10 protein-coding genes are annotated in these 18251 nt (G+C 72.4%); 8 read left to right on the plus strand and 2 right to left on the minus strand.

Annotated features, from left to right (window positions below):
* Positions 1-67: 67 nt before the first annotated feature.
* The 4 genes from ACZYRU_RS02495 (at position 68) to ACZYRU_RS02510 (ending at position 6402) form a co-directional block, all read left to right on the plus strand.
* Positions 68-3361: a VaFE repeat-containing surface-anchored protein gene (locus ACZYRU_RS02495; RefSeq protein WP_488955497.1), complete on the plus strand. Its 3294-nt coding sequence runs from the start codon at positions 68-70 to the stop codon at positions 3359-3361.
* Positions 3362-3507: 146 nt separating this feature from the next.
* A complete protein-coding gene (locus ACZYRU_RS02500; RefSeq protein WP_488955498.1) occupies positions 3508-4638 on the plus strand; it encodes an LPXTG cell wall anchor domain-containing protein in 1131 nt (376 codons plus the stop codon).
* Positions 4631-5260: a 2OG-Fe(II) oxygenase gene (locus tag ACZYRU_RS02505; protein ID WP_488955499.1), complete on the plus strand. Its 630-nt coding sequence runs from the start codon at positions 4631-4633 to the stop codon at positions 5258-5260. Before ACZYRU_RS02500 ends, ACZYRU_RS02505 begins: the two co-directional genes overlap by 8 nt.
* A 35-nt stretch (positions 5261-5295) precedes the next feature.
* Positions 5296-6402 (plus strand): zinc-dependent metalloprotease family protein, encoded by a 1107-nt coding sequence (locus ACZYRU_RS02510; protein WP_488955500.1) that lies wholly within the window; start codon positions 5296-5298, stop codon positions 6400-6402.
* A 6-nt stretch (positions 6403-6408) separates the two neighbouring features.
* Here the strand turns inward: ACZYRU_RS02510 and ACZYRU_RS02515 are convergent, their stop codons facing one another.
* A complete protein-coding gene (locus tag ACZYRU_RS02515; RefSeq protein WP_488955501.1) occupies positions 6409-8727 on the minus strand; it encodes a sensor histidine kinase in 2319 nt (772 codons plus the stop codon).
* An 81-nt stretch (positions 8728-8808) separates the two neighbouring features.
* Here ACZYRU_RS02515 and ACZYRU_RS02520 point away from each other — a divergent pair, with 81 nt between their 5' ends.
* From ACZYRU_RS02520 to ACZYRU_RS02535, 4 genes are all read left to right on the plus strand, one after another.
* A complete protein-coding gene (locus ACZYRU_RS02520; RefSeq protein ID WP_488955502.1) occupies positions 8809-9477 on the plus strand; it encodes a response regulator in 669 nt (222 codons plus the stop codon).
* 145 nt (positions 9478-9622) lie between these two features.
* A complete protein-coding gene (locus ACZYRU_RS02525; protein WP_488955503.1) occupies positions 9623-11194 on the plus strand; it encodes a helix-turn-helix transcriptional regulator in 1572 nt (523 codons plus the stop codon).
* Between the two features lie 192 nt (positions 11195-11386).
* Positions 11387-16138 carry an SdrD B-like domain-containing protein gene (locus ACZYRU_RS02530; RefSeq protein WP_488955504.1) on the plus strand — a complete coding sequence of 1584 codons (4752 nt, stop codon included), beginning with the start codon at positions 11387-11389 and terminating at the stop codon, positions 16136-16138.
* A 119-nt stretch (positions 16139-16257) separates the two neighbouring features.
* Positions 16258-17031 carry a hypothetical protein gene (locus tag ACZYRU_RS02535; protein WP_488955505.1) on the plus strand — a complete coding sequence of 258 codons (774 nt, stop codon included), beginning with the start codon at positions 16258-16260 and terminating at the stop codon, positions 17029-17031.
* 6 nt (positions 17032-17037) lie between these two features.
* On the opposite strand, the gene ACZYRU_RS02540 is transcribed toward ACZYRU_RS02535, so the two are convergent.
* Positions 17038-18249: a Dyp-type peroxidase gene (locus ACZYRU_RS02540; RefSeq protein WP_488955506.1), complete on the minus strand. Its 1212-nt coding sequence runs from the start codon at positions 18247-18249 to the stop codon at positions 17038-17040.
* Positions 18250-18251 lie beyond the last annotated feature (2 nt).

An 18251-nucleotide genomic window follows, 5' to 3' on the forward strand; every position in this document is an offset into this window, starting at 1 on the left:
GTGCAGATCCATGTTGAACGACCCGGGGTCGCGCGCGGCGCGACGTCGAGATGAAGGGGACAGATCAGTGAGCAAGTCGAGTTGGAGTCACCGCGCGTGGCGGGCGTGGGTGGTGGGCCTGGTGCTCGCCGTCGGAGCCGTCGTCATGCCGTCGTGGACGCCGTCGGCGTCGGCGACGACCGAGCCGGGAGACGGTGACACCGTCTGGGTCGGCTCGCAGACACAGGGATACAGCGGGACCCCGCTGCACACCATCTACTCGCCCGTTCCGGCGAACACGAGCAACCCGGGCGCCGCGGACTACTGGGCCTACTGCCTCGAGAACCAGGTCCCGGCGAAGACCAGCACCACCGGTATCGCCGGTGACGCCTCGTCCTTCGTGGGCAGCAACCTCTTCGACACCGACCCGACCGTGGCCGGCAAGGTCCTCTGGATCGTCATGCACAGCTACCCGGCCCTCAGTCTTGCCGCCTTCGGCGCGGCAGCAGGCGCGCCCGGCATCTCGCAGAACGACGCGATCGAGGCCACGCAGTACGCCATCTGGCGCTACACCGACCTCGGGTTCGACGCAGCGTGGCCCTGGGCGTCGCCCGACTCGCAGGCCGCGTACGAGTACCTCGTCAACAGCGTCAACGGTGGCGCGACCATGTCGCCGGGTGACATCCCGTCGGTGACCGCGACGGTCACCGCCCCGGCGGGTGCGCAGCAGGCCGGCACCCTGGTCGGTCCGTTCACGGTGCACACCAACCAGCCCTCCGTCAGCCTCACCGTCGCCCCGGGTGTCGCGGTGACCGACGCCTCGGGCACGCTGATCAACACCTCGGCCGTCACCGACGGCCAGCAGGTCTACCTCGACCTGCGCGGCTCGACGACCGCCGGCTCCGCCACGGTCACCGTGACCGGCCAGGGCGCGGGCGGCTCGGGCACGGTCATCTCGGTGCCGACCACCTCCGGCGGCACGCCCACGGCAGGCAGCCACGCGCAGTCGTTGATGCTGGTCGCGGGCAGCACCGCCACCACCACCGGCTCGGCAGCCGTCACCTGGACCGCCGCCCCGACGCCGTCGATCGGCACCACGTTGGTCGACAAGGCCGACAGCGACCACACCATCCCCGCCGGTGGCGGCACGGTGGTCGACACGATCGCGTACCAGAACCTGACGCCGGGTACGTCGTACACGGTGACCGGTGAGCTGCGGAAGAAGTCGGACGGCACGGCGACCGGGATCACCGGGTCGAAGACCTTCACCCCGGCCAGCGCCAACGGCACGGTCCAGGTCGAGTTCACGGTTCCGGCCGGGTACGCCGGGCAGTCGCTGGTGGCCTTCGAGACGCTGACCGTCAACGGCGGCAGCACCATCGTCGCTGAGCACAAGGACATCAACGACCAGGCCCAGACCGTGGCGGTCACGCCCAACCCGTCGATCGGCACCACGCTGGTCGACAAGGCCGACAGCGACCACACCATCCCCGCCGGTGGCGGCACGGTGGTCGACACGATCGCGTACCAGAACCTGACCCCGGGCACGCAGTACACGGTGACCGGTGAGCTGATGAGGAAGTCGGACGGCTCGGCGACCGGCATCACGGGTACGAAGACCTTCACCCCGGCCTCGGCCAACGGCACGGTGGACGTGGAGTTCACGGTTCCGGCCGGCTACGCGGGTCAGTCGCTGGTCGCCTTCGAGCAGCTCAAGGTGACCGGCCAGACGCCGGTGGTGGCCTCGCACGAGGACATCAACGACGCCGCCCAGACCGTGGCCGTGGCCCCGGCGCCGAACCTGACCATCGGCACCACGCTGACCGACAAGGCCGACGGCGACCACACCATCCCCGCCGGGGGTGGCACGGTCGTGGACACCGTCGCCTACCAGGGCCTGACGCCCGGTACGTCGTACACCGTCACGGGAGAGCTGATGAGGAAGTCGGACGGCTTCCCGACCGGGATCACGGGTACCAGGACGTTCACCCCGACGTCGGCCGAGGGCAGTGTCGAGGTCGAGTTCACGGTTCCGTCGGGCTACGCCGGTGAGTCGCTGGTGGCCTTCGAGGAGCTGTGGGTGACGATCGACGGCGAGGACATGTTCCTGGTCGATCACAAGGACATCGACGACGCAGCGCAGACGGTGTCCGTCGCGAAGGGCGCCCCGACCGTGAACACCCAAGCCTCCGCGGCCACGGTCACGGTCGGCGCGGCCCTGCACGACGTCGTCACCATCGCCGGGTTCGTCCCGGGCGGCAACGCGACGGGCACCGCGACCCTCTACGGTCCGGTGACCACGGTGAACGACACGGTCTGCACCGAGGCGAACGTGGTCGGCACGGTCACCTTCACCCCGGCCAACGGCACCATCACGACGCCGACGATCACGGTCACCCAGCCCGGCCTCTACACCTGGCAGGTCAACCTCAGCGCGGATGATCGCAACGCGGCGGCCACGCATGCGTGCGGTCTGGCGGCCGAGACCACCACGGTGCAGCAGCCGGACACCGGCGCGGGCGGTCAGTCGAAGGTCTCGTTGACGACGGAGACCTCGCACGACCAGGTCAAGCCGGGTGCCCACGTCTCCGACAAGGTCACCATCACCGGCTTCGTCCCGGGGCACGGCGCGACCGGCTCGGCCACGCTGTACGGCCCCTTCGCGTCGCGCGACAAGATCGCCTGCACCCCGGCGAACGCGGTCGGCACGGTGGCCTTCACCCCTGGCAACGGCGTCGTCGAGACGCCGACGGTCCAGGTGAACCGGACCGGCTACTACACCTGGGTCGCCTCGACCACGGCGGACAGCCACAACACCGCCGCGACGCACGCCTGCGGTCTGGTGTCGGAGACGACGATCGTGCACAAGCCGTCGTACTCCACGCCGGTCGTCAGCACGGGCTTCAGCTCGCCGGGGCGCGACGTCGCCGGTCGTCGCACGATCGATCGGATCCGCATCCCATCGCTGGGCGTCAATGCCCGCACGTCCCTGGTCGGCATCAAGAAGGGCACGATGCAGGTGCCCGGCAACGTGGCCCGCACCGGCCAGCTCACCCAGTCGGCCGCCGCCGGTGACCTGATCGGTACGACGGTCATCGCCGGCCACGTCTCCGACCGGCACGACCGGCCGGGTGCGTTCTGGAAGCTCACCAAGATCCGCAAGGGCAAGGTCGTGACGCTCTGGCAGGGCGGCAAGAAGCTGCGCTACCGGGTCACCTCGATCGAGAGGTTCTCGCGGGCCTCGAAGCTGCCCGACCGGTTCTTCTCGACCACGGGTGAGCACCAGCTGGTGCTGATCAGCTGCGCCGGCAAGGTGACGACGTCGGGCGGCGGGTTCCACTACCGCCAGAACGTCGTGGTCACCGCGGTTCCGCTGAACTGACGGCGACAAGACTCCGGCGGCGGCGGTGGCGCTTCTCCACCGCCGCCGCCGGACACATCCACTGACCTATCACTCCGCAAGGAGAGAAGAGGAACGAAATGCCACCACGTCCGGAGTTGGGATATCTGGCGACAGTCTCGGGTGTCATGACGTTGAGTGTGTTGGCCGTGGGCTCCCCGGCCCAGGCCGAACCGGCCGCCGCGGCACAGGAGGGCGTGACCTGCCTGCTGCCGAGCGCACCGGACGGCAAGGCCGGCGCCGACGGCGCCGCCGGTCCGGCGGGCGATGCGGGACCGGCCGGCACCGACGGCGCCGACGGCGAGCAGGGACCGGAAGGTCCGGCCGGCGCGCAGGGTCCGGAGGGCCCCCAGGGCGCGGAGGGGGAGGCCGGCCCGGTGGGCGAGCCCGGTGCGCCCGGGCCGCCCGGTGCTCCGGGAGGAGGCGCGGGGCGGCTGGTCCATGCCGCGCCCGGTCCGGTCGACTGCGGCGCCGTACCCGGTGTCTGCGTCGTCGTGATCCCCGGCCCGGACGGCGCTCCTGGCATGCCCGGTCCTCGGGGCGACAACGGCCCGGCGGGAGCGGACGGGGCGGACGGTGCACCGGGTGCCGCCGGCCTGCCGGGGCCGACCGGTCCGCCCGGCCTGCCGGGCGCCGAGGGTGCGTCGGGCGCACCCGGCGCACCCGGAGAACCCGGACCGCCCGGACCTCCGGGTGCCGGATCGGCGCGGATCGTCCACGCCGTCGTCGCGACCGACTGCTCCGCCTTCGCCCCCGCCTGCGTCGCGACCGTCGTCGGAGCGCCCGGCCCGAACGGCGCGACCGGACCGAAGGGACCCAGCGGCGCCGCCGGCGAGGCCGGCGTCGACGGCGTCCCCGGAGCGCCGGGCCCGCGGGGCCCTGTCGGCCCGCAGGGCTGGGACGGCGAAGACGGCCCCTCCGGCCAGGAGGGGCCTCCGGGACAGCCCGGACCGCCCGGACCTCCCGGACCTCCCGGAGCCGCGGGCGGCGGCTCGCGCATCGTGCACGCGGTCGCTGCGACCGACGGCACCGTGAAGACCTTCCCGGAGATCTGCGCCGGCGAGGTCGGCGGCAAGAACAGCGGGAAGCAGGACGACGACGGAGCGGTCGAGGGAGCCGGGGCCGGCAACGGCTCGGGTGGGCTCCCGGCGACCGGTGCGGCCGGTACCACGCTCGGCATGCTCGCGCTGGGCACCGCCATGACCGCGGCCGGCGTGGTCGTGGTCCGGCGTTCCCGCACTCCGGCCGCCCATGAGTGAGAGCCTCGTGGAGGCGGGGGACGCCGTGGCGCCCCCGTCTCCACGGAGCATCGTCTACCGCCTCTGGAACGGCGTGATCCCGCCCGAGGTGTGCCAGGCGGTGATCAGCTCGTTCGCCGACGAGGAGCTGTACGCCGCCACGGTGCAGCTCGCCGACCGCCCGGTGGAGATCCTCTCCGAGTCCCGCAAGACGAAGCACACCTTCATCGAGCCGGGTCACTGGGCCGGAGCCTTGGTGTCCCACTTCGCCAACCTGGCGAACCTGCTGTGGAAGTTCGACGTGACCGGTCTCGGCACGCTGAGCATCCTGCGCTACGACGTCGGTGACCAGTTCACCTGGCACGTCGACGCGCTGAGCTACGACAACACCGACTACGGCCAGCTCGGCACCGGGCTCGAACGCAAGGTCAGCGTGACGGTCAACCTCTCGGACCCGAGTGGCTACGAGGGCGGCGACCTCGAGTTCATGAACGGCGTCGGACAGCTGCTGGCCCAGCCCCAGCTGCGCGACCAGGGCTCGGTCGTCGTCTTCCCGTCGACGGTCGGCCACCAGGTCACGCCGGTGACCTCGGGCGTGCGCTACTCGCTGGTGGGCTGGATGGTCGGGCCGCCCTTGCGGTGAGGGTGGACACGAGACATCGGGGACGGTGGGTCCTGGTGGCGCTGGCGGCCGTCGGCCTGCTGGCGCTCTCAGGATCGATCCCAGGGACCGCCGGCCGGTCGGCTCCGGCCGAGAGCCAGGACACCATCGAGGTCTGGGTCTGCGCGGTCCCGCTCGACACCCGGGCTCCGGTCTACCAGCCGTCGCCGCTGCGGCTCGACCTCGACCCGGCCACGGTCGCGGACCAGCTCGACGAGCACGTCCGGCGCTACTTCGCGACCCTGTCCCACGGCCGGTACGTCCCGCGCTTCGTCGCCGGCGGGGTGCTGTCCCTTCGTGCCGACGAGGGCGGAGAGGAGTGCATGGCGCGGGCCCAGGACCAGTCGCGCCGGACGGCGGACGTCGTCCTGGCAGTCGCGAACGCGGAGCACCGTGCCGACGCCCACGGCGGTCTCGGGAACCCCGGCGCCCGCTGCGCGCAGGCAGAAGCGCCCTGTCCGGCGAGCGTCTCCCGGCGCGGTGCGTACGTCGGAGCCAGCGACTTCCACCCCGCCTGGGGCCCGCTGCCGGCCTTCGACCTGGTCGAGCACGAGCTGGGCCACACCCTGGGCTGGCCGCACTCCGGAAGCCCGGCGGGGGAGTACGACAGCGCGCTGGACATGATGAGCGACAGCACCGCACCCCGAGCCGTGTTCCCGGACGAGCACCACGCCGGCGGCACGCTCGGCGTCAACCTGGCTGACGCCGGATGGATGCCGGCGGGCGACGTGGTGCGAGCGCCTCGGGAGGGCACCGCCTCGACGTACCGGATCAACCGCTCGGCCGGCCCGGACGGATTGCGGCTGCTCCAGCTGCCGCTCACCGCGGACCGGTTCCTCACCGTCGAGCTGCTGACCGCGGACGGTCTCGACCGCCATCTCCCCGAGTCGGGCATCGCGATCACCTTGGTCGATGCGTCGGCGTCGGCGTGCGGCACGCCGTGCGACCCGCTGCGGCGCCGGTACGTCGCGCAGCAGGGCGTGCCGCCGTACACCGACCTGCTGCAGGCCGGCGAGGCCCCCTGGTCGGGCCACGGTTGGCGGATCGAGGTCGACCGTGTCGACGACGAGACCGCGGTGGTCACGCTCACCAGCCGGCCGCGTGGCTCCGACGCTTCCGGCTGAACCGGGTCAGGCCGGTACGTCGAGCAGGATCTCCGCAACGTCCTGGCCGGCCACGGACTGCACCTTGGCGCGCGCCGCCAAGGAACCGGCCGCCGACCGCACACCGGCCCCGAGGTGCGGGTGCGCGCCGACGAGTGTCATCCGGGCACCCGCAGGGTCGGGGAAGAGGGTGACGGTCAGGTCGGAGCCGCTCGGCGTACCGGCGACAGCTGCCAGGACGACGCTGCCCAGGTCGGCGGCGACGTCGGCGGGCAGGTCGGCCCCGCCGGACCGCACGACCAGGCGGACGCCGCTGTCGTGGGCATCGTTGAGAGCCCGGGCGAACCACTGGCCGACGTGCACCAGATCCGGGTGGAGCAGGGTGAGCTGGCGCAGGTAGTCCTCCTCGGTGGCGCACCTGAGTCGCAGCGCGACGTTCCCGGGGTCGTCGGCGCTGCGGGCGGACTCGAGGAGCTCGAGGGAGCGGTTCAGCCCGGCGTCGCGCCAGCGAGCCCGGGACCGGTCAGCGGCCTCGCGCTCGGCGAGCCGAGTCCGGGCGGACCAGACGGCCTGCTGGTCCGCGGCTGCCCGGGTGGCGATCTCCCCGATCGTGTGCTGGAACCCACGCCACGCCGCGACCAGGCCGAGGCCGGCCGCTCCGGCTATCAGCACGATCGTCTCGGCCTGGTCGGAGGACTGGCGCCCGATCAGCACCGCGACGCTCACCACCACGGCCGCGTACGCCCCTCCGCCCCAGAGCACGGCGCTCGGCCGTGGGCCGAGCTCGGCGATCACGATCAGCAGGCCGGTGGCCCCGATGGCCTGCCAGAGCACCGGGTCCTCGCGCCCGTAGTCGACGGCCGCCGCGGAGAGCACGAACGCAGTCCCCGCGGCGCCGGTGAGCACGGCCACCGCCCACCACGGCACGCTGTCACGGTGCCGCGTCGTGTGCCAGGCGAGGGCGGCGCCGAGGGCGGCGAGGGTCGCCATCAGGTAGTCGGGCGTGGCCTCGCCGGGGTGGTTGTTGAGCGAGAGGAAGAAGCCGATCGCGGCCACACCGGCGGCGTACAGCAGGCAGCCACGGCGGCGAAGCAGTTGGACGACGCCGCCGATGTCGCTGCCGGCGCCCGGATCGTCGGAGCCGAGGGAGAACGTCGGCGCGGTGAGCGTGACCCGCGTTCCCCGGCCGGGCGCGGTGTCGACGTGGACGTCGATGCCCGCGTCCTGCGCCCGGGAGACGACGGACGTGGCCAGGCCGCCGCTGCCGACGCGGCCGTCGAAGCCCACGCCGTCGTCGGCGACGGTGACCACGAGGGCTCCGTCCCGTTCGTCGGCTCGCACCTCCACCTCGTCGACGCCCGCGTGCTTGGCGGCGTTCTGGACAAGCTCGGTCGTGGCCCGGCGCAGCGCCCGCAGCCGCAGGCTGGGAAGGGCCGCCTCGAGTCGGTCGAGGTGACCGTCGGCGATGCCGAGGTGGCGCACCCGGACCCGGGTGTCGTACGACGCCGCGCGCAGCCCGTCGTCGGTCACCGGCTCCGCGCCGTCCCGCAGCGCGGTCACTGTCGCGATGTCCCGGGCACAGCGCTCCCGGACCGCGGTGGTGTCGCTGATGGCGGCACCACCGCTGGCGAGGGCGGCGAGCGTGTTGATCACGGTGTCGTGGAGGACCCGGGCGTCCTCGGCGGAGGCGCGGCTGGCGGCCTCCTGCGTGGCGACCGCGGCATGTTCCCGCAGCGCAGCCGCCGCCTCCTCGTCGGCACGAGTGGCGAAGTCGTACAGGTAGGACAGGCCGATCCGGGTCGCGGCGACGATCGCCAGCTGGGTGCCGAGAACGGCGATCGGAAAGGCCGCCGGAAGGTCCGGGCGCAGCAGCAGCATGGCCGGAGGGACGAGGAGCGCGCCGAGGAGGGCCAGCACGAGGGCGAGGCGGCCGCGGAGCACGAACGCCGGTGTCGCGCTGCCCAGGTTCATCATCCAGCAGCCCGCGAACAGCAGCGGGTCGTTCATCGAGACCGCCCCCGCCCAGTCGGCGACGTACAGCGCCGGCACCGCGACGACGGGGAGCCAGAGCGGGAGCCGCCCAGCCCGGACGAGCAGGGTCGCGACGAGCGCGGCGGCATGGGCCGTGAGCAGCGGCAGCAGCCGGGTGACCGGGCCGGGTGAGGCAACGACCGCGCCGAGCATGACCAGCTGCCAGACGGCGGTCATCAGCAGGAAGGCGCGCGTCATCGCGTCGACGAGGGTGCGGGTGGCCCAGCCGTCCTCGTCCGGGACGAAGGGGGACGCGCGGCGGACCAGGTCGCGTGCAAGGGCGCCGGACCCGACCGATGCTCCGAAGCTGGTCACGCGGACATCCTCTCGCTTGCCGGACGGGTGAGTTCGGCTAACCCGCGAACATTCTTGTACCGGACTGCGAGACTTGTCCTCGTGGGAGTGGGTGGAGGGTCGGAGGTCTGGCAGGTCGCGCTCGTCGAGGACCACCTGCTGCAACGTCGCCGCACGGAGGAGATCCTCGGCCGGGAGTCGGGCCTGGTGGTGGTGGCGAGCTGCAGCACGCTGCCGGAGTTCCTGGCCTGGGTGCAGCGTGCGCCGGCCAGCTCCCGCCCGCAGCTGTTGGTGCTCGACCTCAGCGTCGACCGCGGACCGAGCGTCGATCCGGACGTGGTGGCCCGCCTCGTCGATGCGGGCCTGCGGGTGCTGGTGCTGTCGGCGCTGGCCTCGCCCACGCTGGTCCGTGCAGTGATCAAGGCGGGCGTCGCCGGCATCGTCGGCAAGCGGGACTCAGAGCAGGACGTCGTCGACGCGGTGTGGACCGTGCTGCGGCGCGGCGAGTGGATGACGGCGGACCTCGCCGCCGTGATCGCGGCCGACGCCGACCGCCCCCAGCTCAGCGACCAGGAGGAGCGCGCCCTCGTGCTCTACGCCTCCGGGCTGACCCTCGGGGCCGTGGCGGAGGCCCTCGGGGTCAAGCCGGACACCGCCAAGACCTACATCACTCGGGTGAAGACGAAGTACGCCGCGGCCGGCCGCCCGGTGCGCTCGAAGGTGGACCTGAGCCGGATCGCCATCGACGACGGGTACGTCGACGCCGGGTGATGCCATGTCCCCCCAAAGGGGGGCAAAAGCGACCGCCCGGGACCTCGCGGCCGCCTTCACGCCGCCGGTTCCTCCATCCTTCTTTGTGGCGCACTGCGCGCCCCCGGCAAGTACACCGGGTCGAGCGTCGGAGGAGGGACCGCCCATGCCCGGGGTCGTGTCCGTGCACGCCCTCCGCGCGATCATCGCGGAGGAGAGCCTCGAGCAGGCCGTCGACGCGTTCGAGTCGGACTGGATCGAGAGCTGGTACTCCGTCGGCCCTGATGCGCTGCGCGCGCTGGTCGGCACCTTCGACCTGACCACCATCACGCGGCGTCCGGTGCTGCGCCTGGTCGCCGTCGGCAGCGGCCTGGTGACCGGGGCGCAGGCGTGGGCGCTGGTCGACCACGCGATGGGCGAGGTGCGGCGGGGCGGCCGTCCCGACGACGAGGTGCTCGTCGCCCACCTGCTCGCCGCGTTCCAGCACCGGGAGAGAGGGCAGTTCCTCCAGGCCCGCCTGATCCTGGACGGCGCCCGCCCGGTCGCCGACCGCATCGGCCATGTGTCCGAGGATGCCGGGGTGCTGGCTCTGCTCGCCTTCCTGCGGCTGCAGGAGGGCCTGACCGCGCTGCTGGGCGGCGATGTCGCCGGCGCACGGCACCTGTTCCAGGCAGCGCACGACGCCGAGGGGCTGCGCGGTTCCCCGGCCGGTCGCGCCCAGGCGGCCGCTCACCTCGCCCTCGTGTGCGCGGTTGCCGGCGAGCTGCTCGAGGCCGACGACGCGCTCGCCACGGCGGAGGTGCTCGAGGCCGAGATCGGGCGGAGCGTGGCAGCCACGGCCGACGCGATCCGGCTGGCCCGCCTGGTCCTTCTCCTCGACCGTCGGCATCTTCCCGCGGCCGGGCGGCTGGTCCAGGGGCGCAAGCCCGCGTCGTACGGAAGCCTGTGGCCCCTGGCCTTGTGGTCCCATGCCCAGTTCCTCGTGCTGACCGGCCGTCATCGGCACGGGCTGCGCCTGCTCGCCCAGGCCGAGGAGGTCGTGCCCTCGGGGCAGGTGGGCGACGGCATCGCCCACGAGATCAAGCGAGCCGCGCGCGCCGACTTCAACGTCGCCCTCGGAAACGTCCGTGAGGCGTGGGTCGCCATCGAGCCTGGGACCTCCCGCACGTCGTGGTCGGCCGTCGCCGAGGCGATGGTCCTCTACGTGAGCGGCGAGTTCGAGACGGTCCGGTACGCCGCGCGCGTGGCCCGGGCCGCACACGACCTCACCCTGCGTGACGCGGCCCGGCTGCGGGCGCTCGAGGCCGCCGCGTGCATCGCGCGCGGCGACGCGGAGGGCGCACGGCGCCTTCTCGGCGTCGTCATGGACACGGCTCGGCAGCAGGTCTGGCGCTCCTACATCTCCTCGTTGCCCCGGCCGCTCGTCGCGTTCGCGCTCAGGGAGGACTGGCTCTCCGCGGACGTCGCAGCGTCCGCGCAGGACGCTGTCTGGATGCCCGGACCGGCGCTGGCGGCCCCCTTGTCGCCGCGCGAGCGTGCGGTCTTCCGGCTGCTGCTGGAAGGAGCCGCCCGGGCAGAGATCGCGGATCAGCTGGGCGTCTCGATCAACACGGTCAAGTCCCAGGTCCGCAGTCTCTACGCGAAGCTCGGCGTGACCAGCCGCGCGGAGGTCCTGCAGAAGGTCGCGTTGATGCCGCCTGCGTGGACCTACGACGTCCCCGGCTGGCCGGAGGCCTGAGGTGCGCGCACGGTTCGTCGCGTCCTGTCTCGTGGACACCAGTCGGCGGCTCGGGGTGAGTCGTCCTCACCCCGATTCATCTCTTTACTCGAACGAGCCCGGGCGCTCCCGTCCGGCAAATACAGTCCCGCGCATGTCCGTGGCATGCCCCGACCGAGGAGATCTCTGCTGATGAGGCGCTGGTTCGAACACGTGAGGCCGCGCGTGCCGCGGCACGCGACACGACGCCTGACCGCCCTGGCCCTGGCGGCCTCCGGCCTGGCGGTGCTGGGAAGCACCCAGGTCGCGGCACCGGCCCAGGCCGCGCCGGGCGACGGAACCGTGCGTGTGCGCGTGGTCCAGGACTACAACGGCAACGGCAGTTGGGACGACCCGTTCGTCGAGCCCGGCCTCGCCGGCGTCACCGTCCGGGTCACCGACGGCGCGGGGGTGAGCCAGGACCTCGTCACCGACGCGGACGGCTTGGTCACCATCGTGGGCGCGCCGGGCAGCTACCGGGTGCAGGCGCTCAACCCCGACCCGGCCACCTACCAGCCGGCGATCGCGCGCGAGAAGACCGGCACCGCGGACACCCCCGGCGCCAAGTGGCTCTCCTCGAACGACGAGTTCGTGACGGTGGCGGCGGACAAGACGGTCGACGTCACGACCGCCTTCTGGGAGGTCCGTGACTACTGTCAGTCGAACCCGCTGATCGTCAACGCCTGCCAGCAGCCGATCTTCACGCCCGGCGGCGCGCTCGCGAACAACGGCAGTGCCGAGACCCTCTTCACCGCCCCCTACCGGGCGTGGGGCATCGACCGTGACAAGACCAAGCTGGCCACCAAGGCCGACACCGGTGCGGTCTACGGCATCGGCTACCGCAAGCAGGACAAGCGGATCTTCGCCGCCGCGTTCGCCAAGCGCGGCATCGCCTACGGTCCCGGTGGCTCCGGCGCGATCTACGTGACCCCGGCCGCGGGTGGCGCGACCACCGTGTGGGGCACCGTGCCGAACGCCGGCGCCCGTGCGCACAGCTTCGACACCGCGGGCCTGCGCCAGGACTGGGACTTCGCTCCCGCCGTGGGCAAGGAGTCGCTCGGCGACCTCGACGTCTCCGAGGACGGCGACGACCTGCAGGTGATCAACCTCAACGACCGCAAGCTCTACGTGTACGACGCGACCGCCGCCACCATGGGCGCGCCGACCCACGTCGTGGACCTGTCCGCGAACCCCGGCTGCGCCGCGGCCTCCGACTGGCGCCCGGGCGCGCTCGGCGAGCGCAACGGCGTGCTCTACGTCGGTGGCGTCTGCTCGGCCGAGTCGACCCAGAACCCCGCCGACCAGCGGGCGATCATCCTGACCTTCGACGCATCGACCTACACCCAGACCGGCACGGTCATGGACCAGACGATCAACCGCAAGCGCGAGGCGCAGTGGTTCCTCGCCGCGCAGTGCGACCCGCGCGACACCGCGGACGGCGTGCACAGCACGACCTTCCGCCCGTGGATGGACGGGATCAGCTGCAACTTCAAGAGCGGCGGCCGGCTTCCCGACCCGCAGGCCTGGATGGACGACATCGTCATCGAGAACAACGGTGACCTCGTCATGGCCTTCCGTGACCGCACCGGTGACCAGCAGATGGGCGCCAGCTCGCGCTACTACGCCAACACCGACGGCACCGGCGCCCTCGTCGGCGTCATCGACTACGTCGTCGCCGGTGACATCAACAAGGCCTGCCCTCCGGTGGGCGGCGGCGACTTCGTGCTCGACATCAACGGTGGCTGCGGCAAGGAGAACCGGGCCCAGACCGCGGTGTCGGACGAGTACTTCGGCGGCGACGGTGGCGTTCACGCCGAGGAGGCCTACGGTGGTATCGCCCTGAGCCGCGGCGAGCGCGGCATCGTCAGCAGCGCGATGGACCCGGCCGGCGGCATCTTCACGCAGGGCTACTTCCGCGTCGACCGTGAGACCGGCCGGCCGCTCATCTCGGGTGACGGCGGCACCCAGCCGACCTCGCCCGAGAGCCTGCAGGCCGACGGTGGCAACGGCGGTGGCAACCGGATCACCGGCGCTGACAGCTTCAGCAAGGGCCAGGGCATGGCCGACATGGAGGTGCTCTGCGACCTGGCGCCGATCCAGATCGGCAACCGGGTCTGGAACGACACCAACGACGACGGCATCCAGGACCCGGGTGAGGACGGCATCGCCGGCGTCACCGTCAACCTGTACGCCGCCGACGGCGTCACCCTCGTGGCGACGACCGTGACCAACAGCCGCGGTGAGTACTACTTCGACTCGATCAACGATGACGTCGAGTTCAACACCGACTACGTGATCCGGCTCGACAAGCCTTCCGACTACACCGGCAACGGCAACCTGGCCGGCGTGGGGCTCTCGGACGAGGACCAGGGCACCGGCCCGGAGCAGGACCGCCTCGACTCGGACGGCACGATCGTCGCCAACTACCCGCAGGCGTCGATCACGACGGGCAACCGTGGCGAGAACGACCACACCATCGACTTCGGGTTCAGCCCGGCGTCGGTGTCGGTGGGCAACTATGTGTGGGTCGACAGCGACGGCGACGGCATCCAGGACCCGGGCGAGTCCGGGATCGAAGGCGTCGTGCTCAAGCTGACGGACTCCAACGGCGATCCGGTCGTCGACGTCAACGGTGACCCGGTGGGCCCGGTGACGACCGACGCGAACGGTCACTACGTGTTCGACAAGCTGCCCGTGCTGCCGCCTGGCGAGCACTACACGGTGACCATCGACCAGACGGCGCCGTCGACGCAGACCGCGCTCGCGCCGTACAACCCGACACAGGCGGGCCAGGGCGGCGACCCCGCACTGGACTCCTCGCTGTGGACGGCCGACTCGACTGAGCTGACCACCGCGGGCGCCAAGGACCTCACGCTCGACTTCGGGTTCACCCCGAAGCCGGTCTCGGTCGGCGACTACGTGTGGGTCGACAGCGACGGTGACGGCATCCAGGACCCGGGCGAGCCCGGCATCCCCGGGGTGACCCTGACCCTGCTGGACCCGGACGGGAGCGTCATCGGGACGACCACCACGGACGCGAACGGCCACTACGTCTTCACGGACCTGCCGGTCCTGCCCGACCCGGACGACCGGTACACGGTGACGATCGACAACAGCCAGCCCGCGCTCGCGCCGTACGTGCCGACGCAGGCGGGCCAGGGTGGCGATCCCGCCCAGGACTCCTCGACCGGCAGCGCCACCTCCGGGCCGCTCACGCAGGCCCAGGACCGGGACATGACCCTGGACTTCGGGTTCGTGCCGGCGAAGGTGTCGGTCGGTGACCTGGTGTGGGCCGACACGGACCGCGACGGCGTCCAGGACGCCGTCGAGCCGGGAATCGAGGGCGTGGTGCTCACGATCGTGGGTCCGAACGGCGACCCGGTGACCGACATCCACGGCAACCCCGTGGGTCCGGTGACCACGGACGCCGACGGCAACTACTCGTTCGACGACCTGCCGGTGCTGCCGGCCGGCCAGCACTACACGGTGAAGATCGACCAGACCGACCCGTCCACGATCGCCGCGCTGGCCGACTACATCCCGACCCAGGCCGGGCAGGGTACGCCGGCCACCGACTCCTCGACGTGGGAGGCGGAGTCGGGCGACCTGACCGGCGACGGTGACCGGGACCCGACCCTCGACTTCGGCTTCGTCCGCCCGGCGGTCTCCGTCGGCGACTTCGTGTGGGCCGACGGCGATCGGGACGGCATCCAGGACGCGGGCGAGTCCGGCATCCCGGGCGTCGTGCTGGTCCTGACCGGTCCGCGCGGCGAGACGGTGACCGACATCCACGGCAACCCCGTGGGTCCGGTGACCACCGACGCCAACGGTCACTACGTGTTCGAGAACCTGCCGGTGCTCGCGCCGGGTCAGAGCTACACGGTCTCCATCGACCGTGACGCTCCCTCGACGCAGACGGCGCTGGCGCCATACGGACCGACGCAGGCCGGTGCCGGCAACGACCGCGGAGCCGACTCGTCCACCTGGTCGGCGACGTCCGGTGACCTCACCGACGACGGTGACGCGGACCTGACGCTGGACTTCGGGTTCGTCCTCCTGCCGACCGACGTGACGCTGACGACGAAGACCTCCCACACGGAGGCCAAGGTCGGCGTGGCGCTCTCCGACGTCGTGACGATCACCGGCTTCCGCAGCGGTGGTACGGCGACCGGATCGGCGACGCTGTACGGCCCGTTCAGCAGCGCCGCGGCGGCGACCTGCACGCCGGCGACGGCGCTCGGGACCGTGGCCTTCACCCCGAAGAACGGCACGACGACCACGCCGTCCATCACGGTGTCCGCCCCGGGTCACTACACCTGGATCGCCAGCACGACGGCCGACGACCTCAACAAGGCCGCCACCCACGGCTGCGGTCTGAAGGAGGAGACCAGCCTGGTCCACCGTGCGGTCAACCCGGTTCGGGTGATCGACACGGGCTTCGCCGGCACGGACAAGACGGCACCGTCCGCTCGGATGACGCAGCCCGCGCTGCTGCGGTTCGCGAAGCTCGGCATCGACGCCAAGGTCAAGCCGATCGGCCTGACCGGGAAGAAGGCGAACGTCCCGGGCAACCGGATGCTCACCGGCTGGCTGCGGACCTCGGCGGAGCTCGGTGACGTCATCGGCACCTCGGTCATCGTGGGTCACGTGTCGGACAACCACGACCGTCCCGGCGCCTTCTACGACCTGAAGAAGGCGAAGAAGGGCCAGACGATCGAGCTGACCGACAAGTCGGGTGTCGTGCGCACCTACAAGGTGGTCAAGAAGAAGCGGTACCTGCGGTCCAAGCCGCTGCCGAAGAGCCTGTTCTCGATGACGAGCAGCGCCCGGGTGCAGCTGGTCACCTGCACCGACAAGGTGACCTACAGCAACGGCCGGTTCCACTACCGCAAGAACCTGGTGGTCACCCTGGTCCCCGTGAGCTGAGCTGGGGGGCTCAGGTTCGCGGCCCCACCACCCCGGGTCCCCGTCGAGGCGGGGACCCGGGGTGTGGCACGTCAGCACCCCTCAGCGACGATGGACCGAGAACTCAGGAGGAGGCAGCAGTGGTACGGACAGGACGCAGGACCCTGCTCGGCGGCGCCCTCGGATTGGCTCTGCTCGGTGTCGGCTGCGGGTCGACGGAGGAGAAGCCGGCGCCGGAGGCGCGGGCGCTGACCGGCGAGGAGGCCGAGGCGCTGGCGCTGGTGCGCTTCCAGATGTACTCGACATCCCCGGTACGGGTTCAGATGACCTGGCCGGGATCGCCGAGGATCAGCTACACGACCGCCCTCGACCTGCGCGAGCACCTGGCGTACGGCAACTTCGAGACGCAGGACGACGGCTCCGACGACGGCAGCACCGGGTTCGTGGTCTGGGACCTGGCCACCGTTGCCACCGCCCCCGGGGTGGCCGGCGACGCACCGCCCGAGCTCGGCGCGTGGACCCAGCGGGCGCTGTCGACGCAGCACCCCCAGGACATCTTCTTGGCCCTCGCCCTCAACCTGGGCAGCGACCGCCCCGAGAACCCGGCCCTGCTGCAGCAGAGCACCGCCCGCTACCTGCGTTCGGACAAGATCGGCGGCGCCCGGGTCTCGGTGCTCGAGGGGCCCCAGCCGGCGTCGGCGTCGGCCTCGGACGGTGAGGCGGCGTCCGGCACCGGCCGGACCCGGTACTGGATCGACGGGGACGGCGCCCTGATGCGCTTCGAGGCCTACCTCGGCCAGTCCGACGGTTCGTTCGCCAGGATCGACGTCGTCGACCCGGGCAGTGCCGCCGAGGTCGACGTCGCACTGCGGGACCGTGCGAGCGAGGTGCTGGCCTCCCGCACCGGTGGCTGAGCGTCGTCAGGCCCCGAACAGGCCGGCACCGAGCGGCCGGTCCGCGGTGAAGCCGGGCAGCACCAGGTAGCCGATCTCGGCGGTCGGGGTGGCGAAGTCCATCAGCCGGTCGATCCGGTCCATCCGCTGCTGGGTGCGGGCGAAGACGCCGACATCGTTCTGGAAGCTCCAGAAGAGCAGGCCGGGCCGCGTGAGTCCGTCTCGGTCCTCGACCCGGATCGCGTAGCTGCGCCGGCTCATCAGCGGCGACCCCGTGAACGACGGGTGGGCCGCGCGGGCGTGGGCGTCGGCGGGGGTCAGGTAGTCGCCGTGGGCGGTCTTCGCGACCAGGTCGACCTCGGCGTCAGGGCCACCGCCACTCAGCGGCGTGCCGTCGGGGCGACGCCCGATGACGGCGGCCTGCTCGTCCGCGTCGAGCGCGCCGAACTCGGCCGCGTCGAGGACGAACCGGCGCACGACGCCGATCGTGCCGTCGGCCGCGGCGCCGTCGGCGATCCACACGCCGGCGTCCATCCCCGCGGCGCCCTCGGGCTGGATGATGCCGTCGCGGAAGCCGAGCGGGTTGCGGACCACGGGGCCGATGCCGGGCGACCGGAAGCCGCGCTGACTCCACAGGACGCGCAGCCCGCCGCGGCCGAGGAGGTCGGCGAGCAGGATGTCGACGACGTGGTCGGGCAGCGCGGGGTCGTCGGCGGCGACGGCCAGGACCAGGTCGCCGGCACGGACGTCCGCGGCAAGCTCGTCGCTGCCGCGGAAGGGTGGCAGCCGGACGCGCGCACCCAGGCCCGGCTCGCCGAACTCTGCCCAGGCGGCGCCGACACCGACCTGGATGGTCAGGTTGCCCGGCCCGTCCGGGATCCGGGGGTCGACAGGTTCGCTCGCGGTGAGCGCGCGGACCAGGTCACCGAGACCGGCCAGCAGCGCGGCCACGCCCGCCCGGTCGCGGGGATCGGCGCCGGTTTCGCCCAGGACCACGAACGTCAGCTGACGTGGGGGAGTACCCGGCCGGTCGACCCCGGCCTGGCGGGTGCCCTCGGCCTCGACGGCCGGCCCACGCGCATCCCGTGCAGCGGCCGGCTCCGCCGAGGGGGCCGCCTCGTCCTCCCGGGACGCGGCCCACCAGCCGCCCGCGCCCCCAGCCGCCACGCCGGCGACCGCGCCGGCCATGCTGCCGGCCAGCAGCCGGCGCCGGGTGGGGCCAGGCGTCGCGTCCGCCACGC

The sequence above is a fragment of the Nocardioides sp. F233 genome (genome assembly GCF_057813895.1).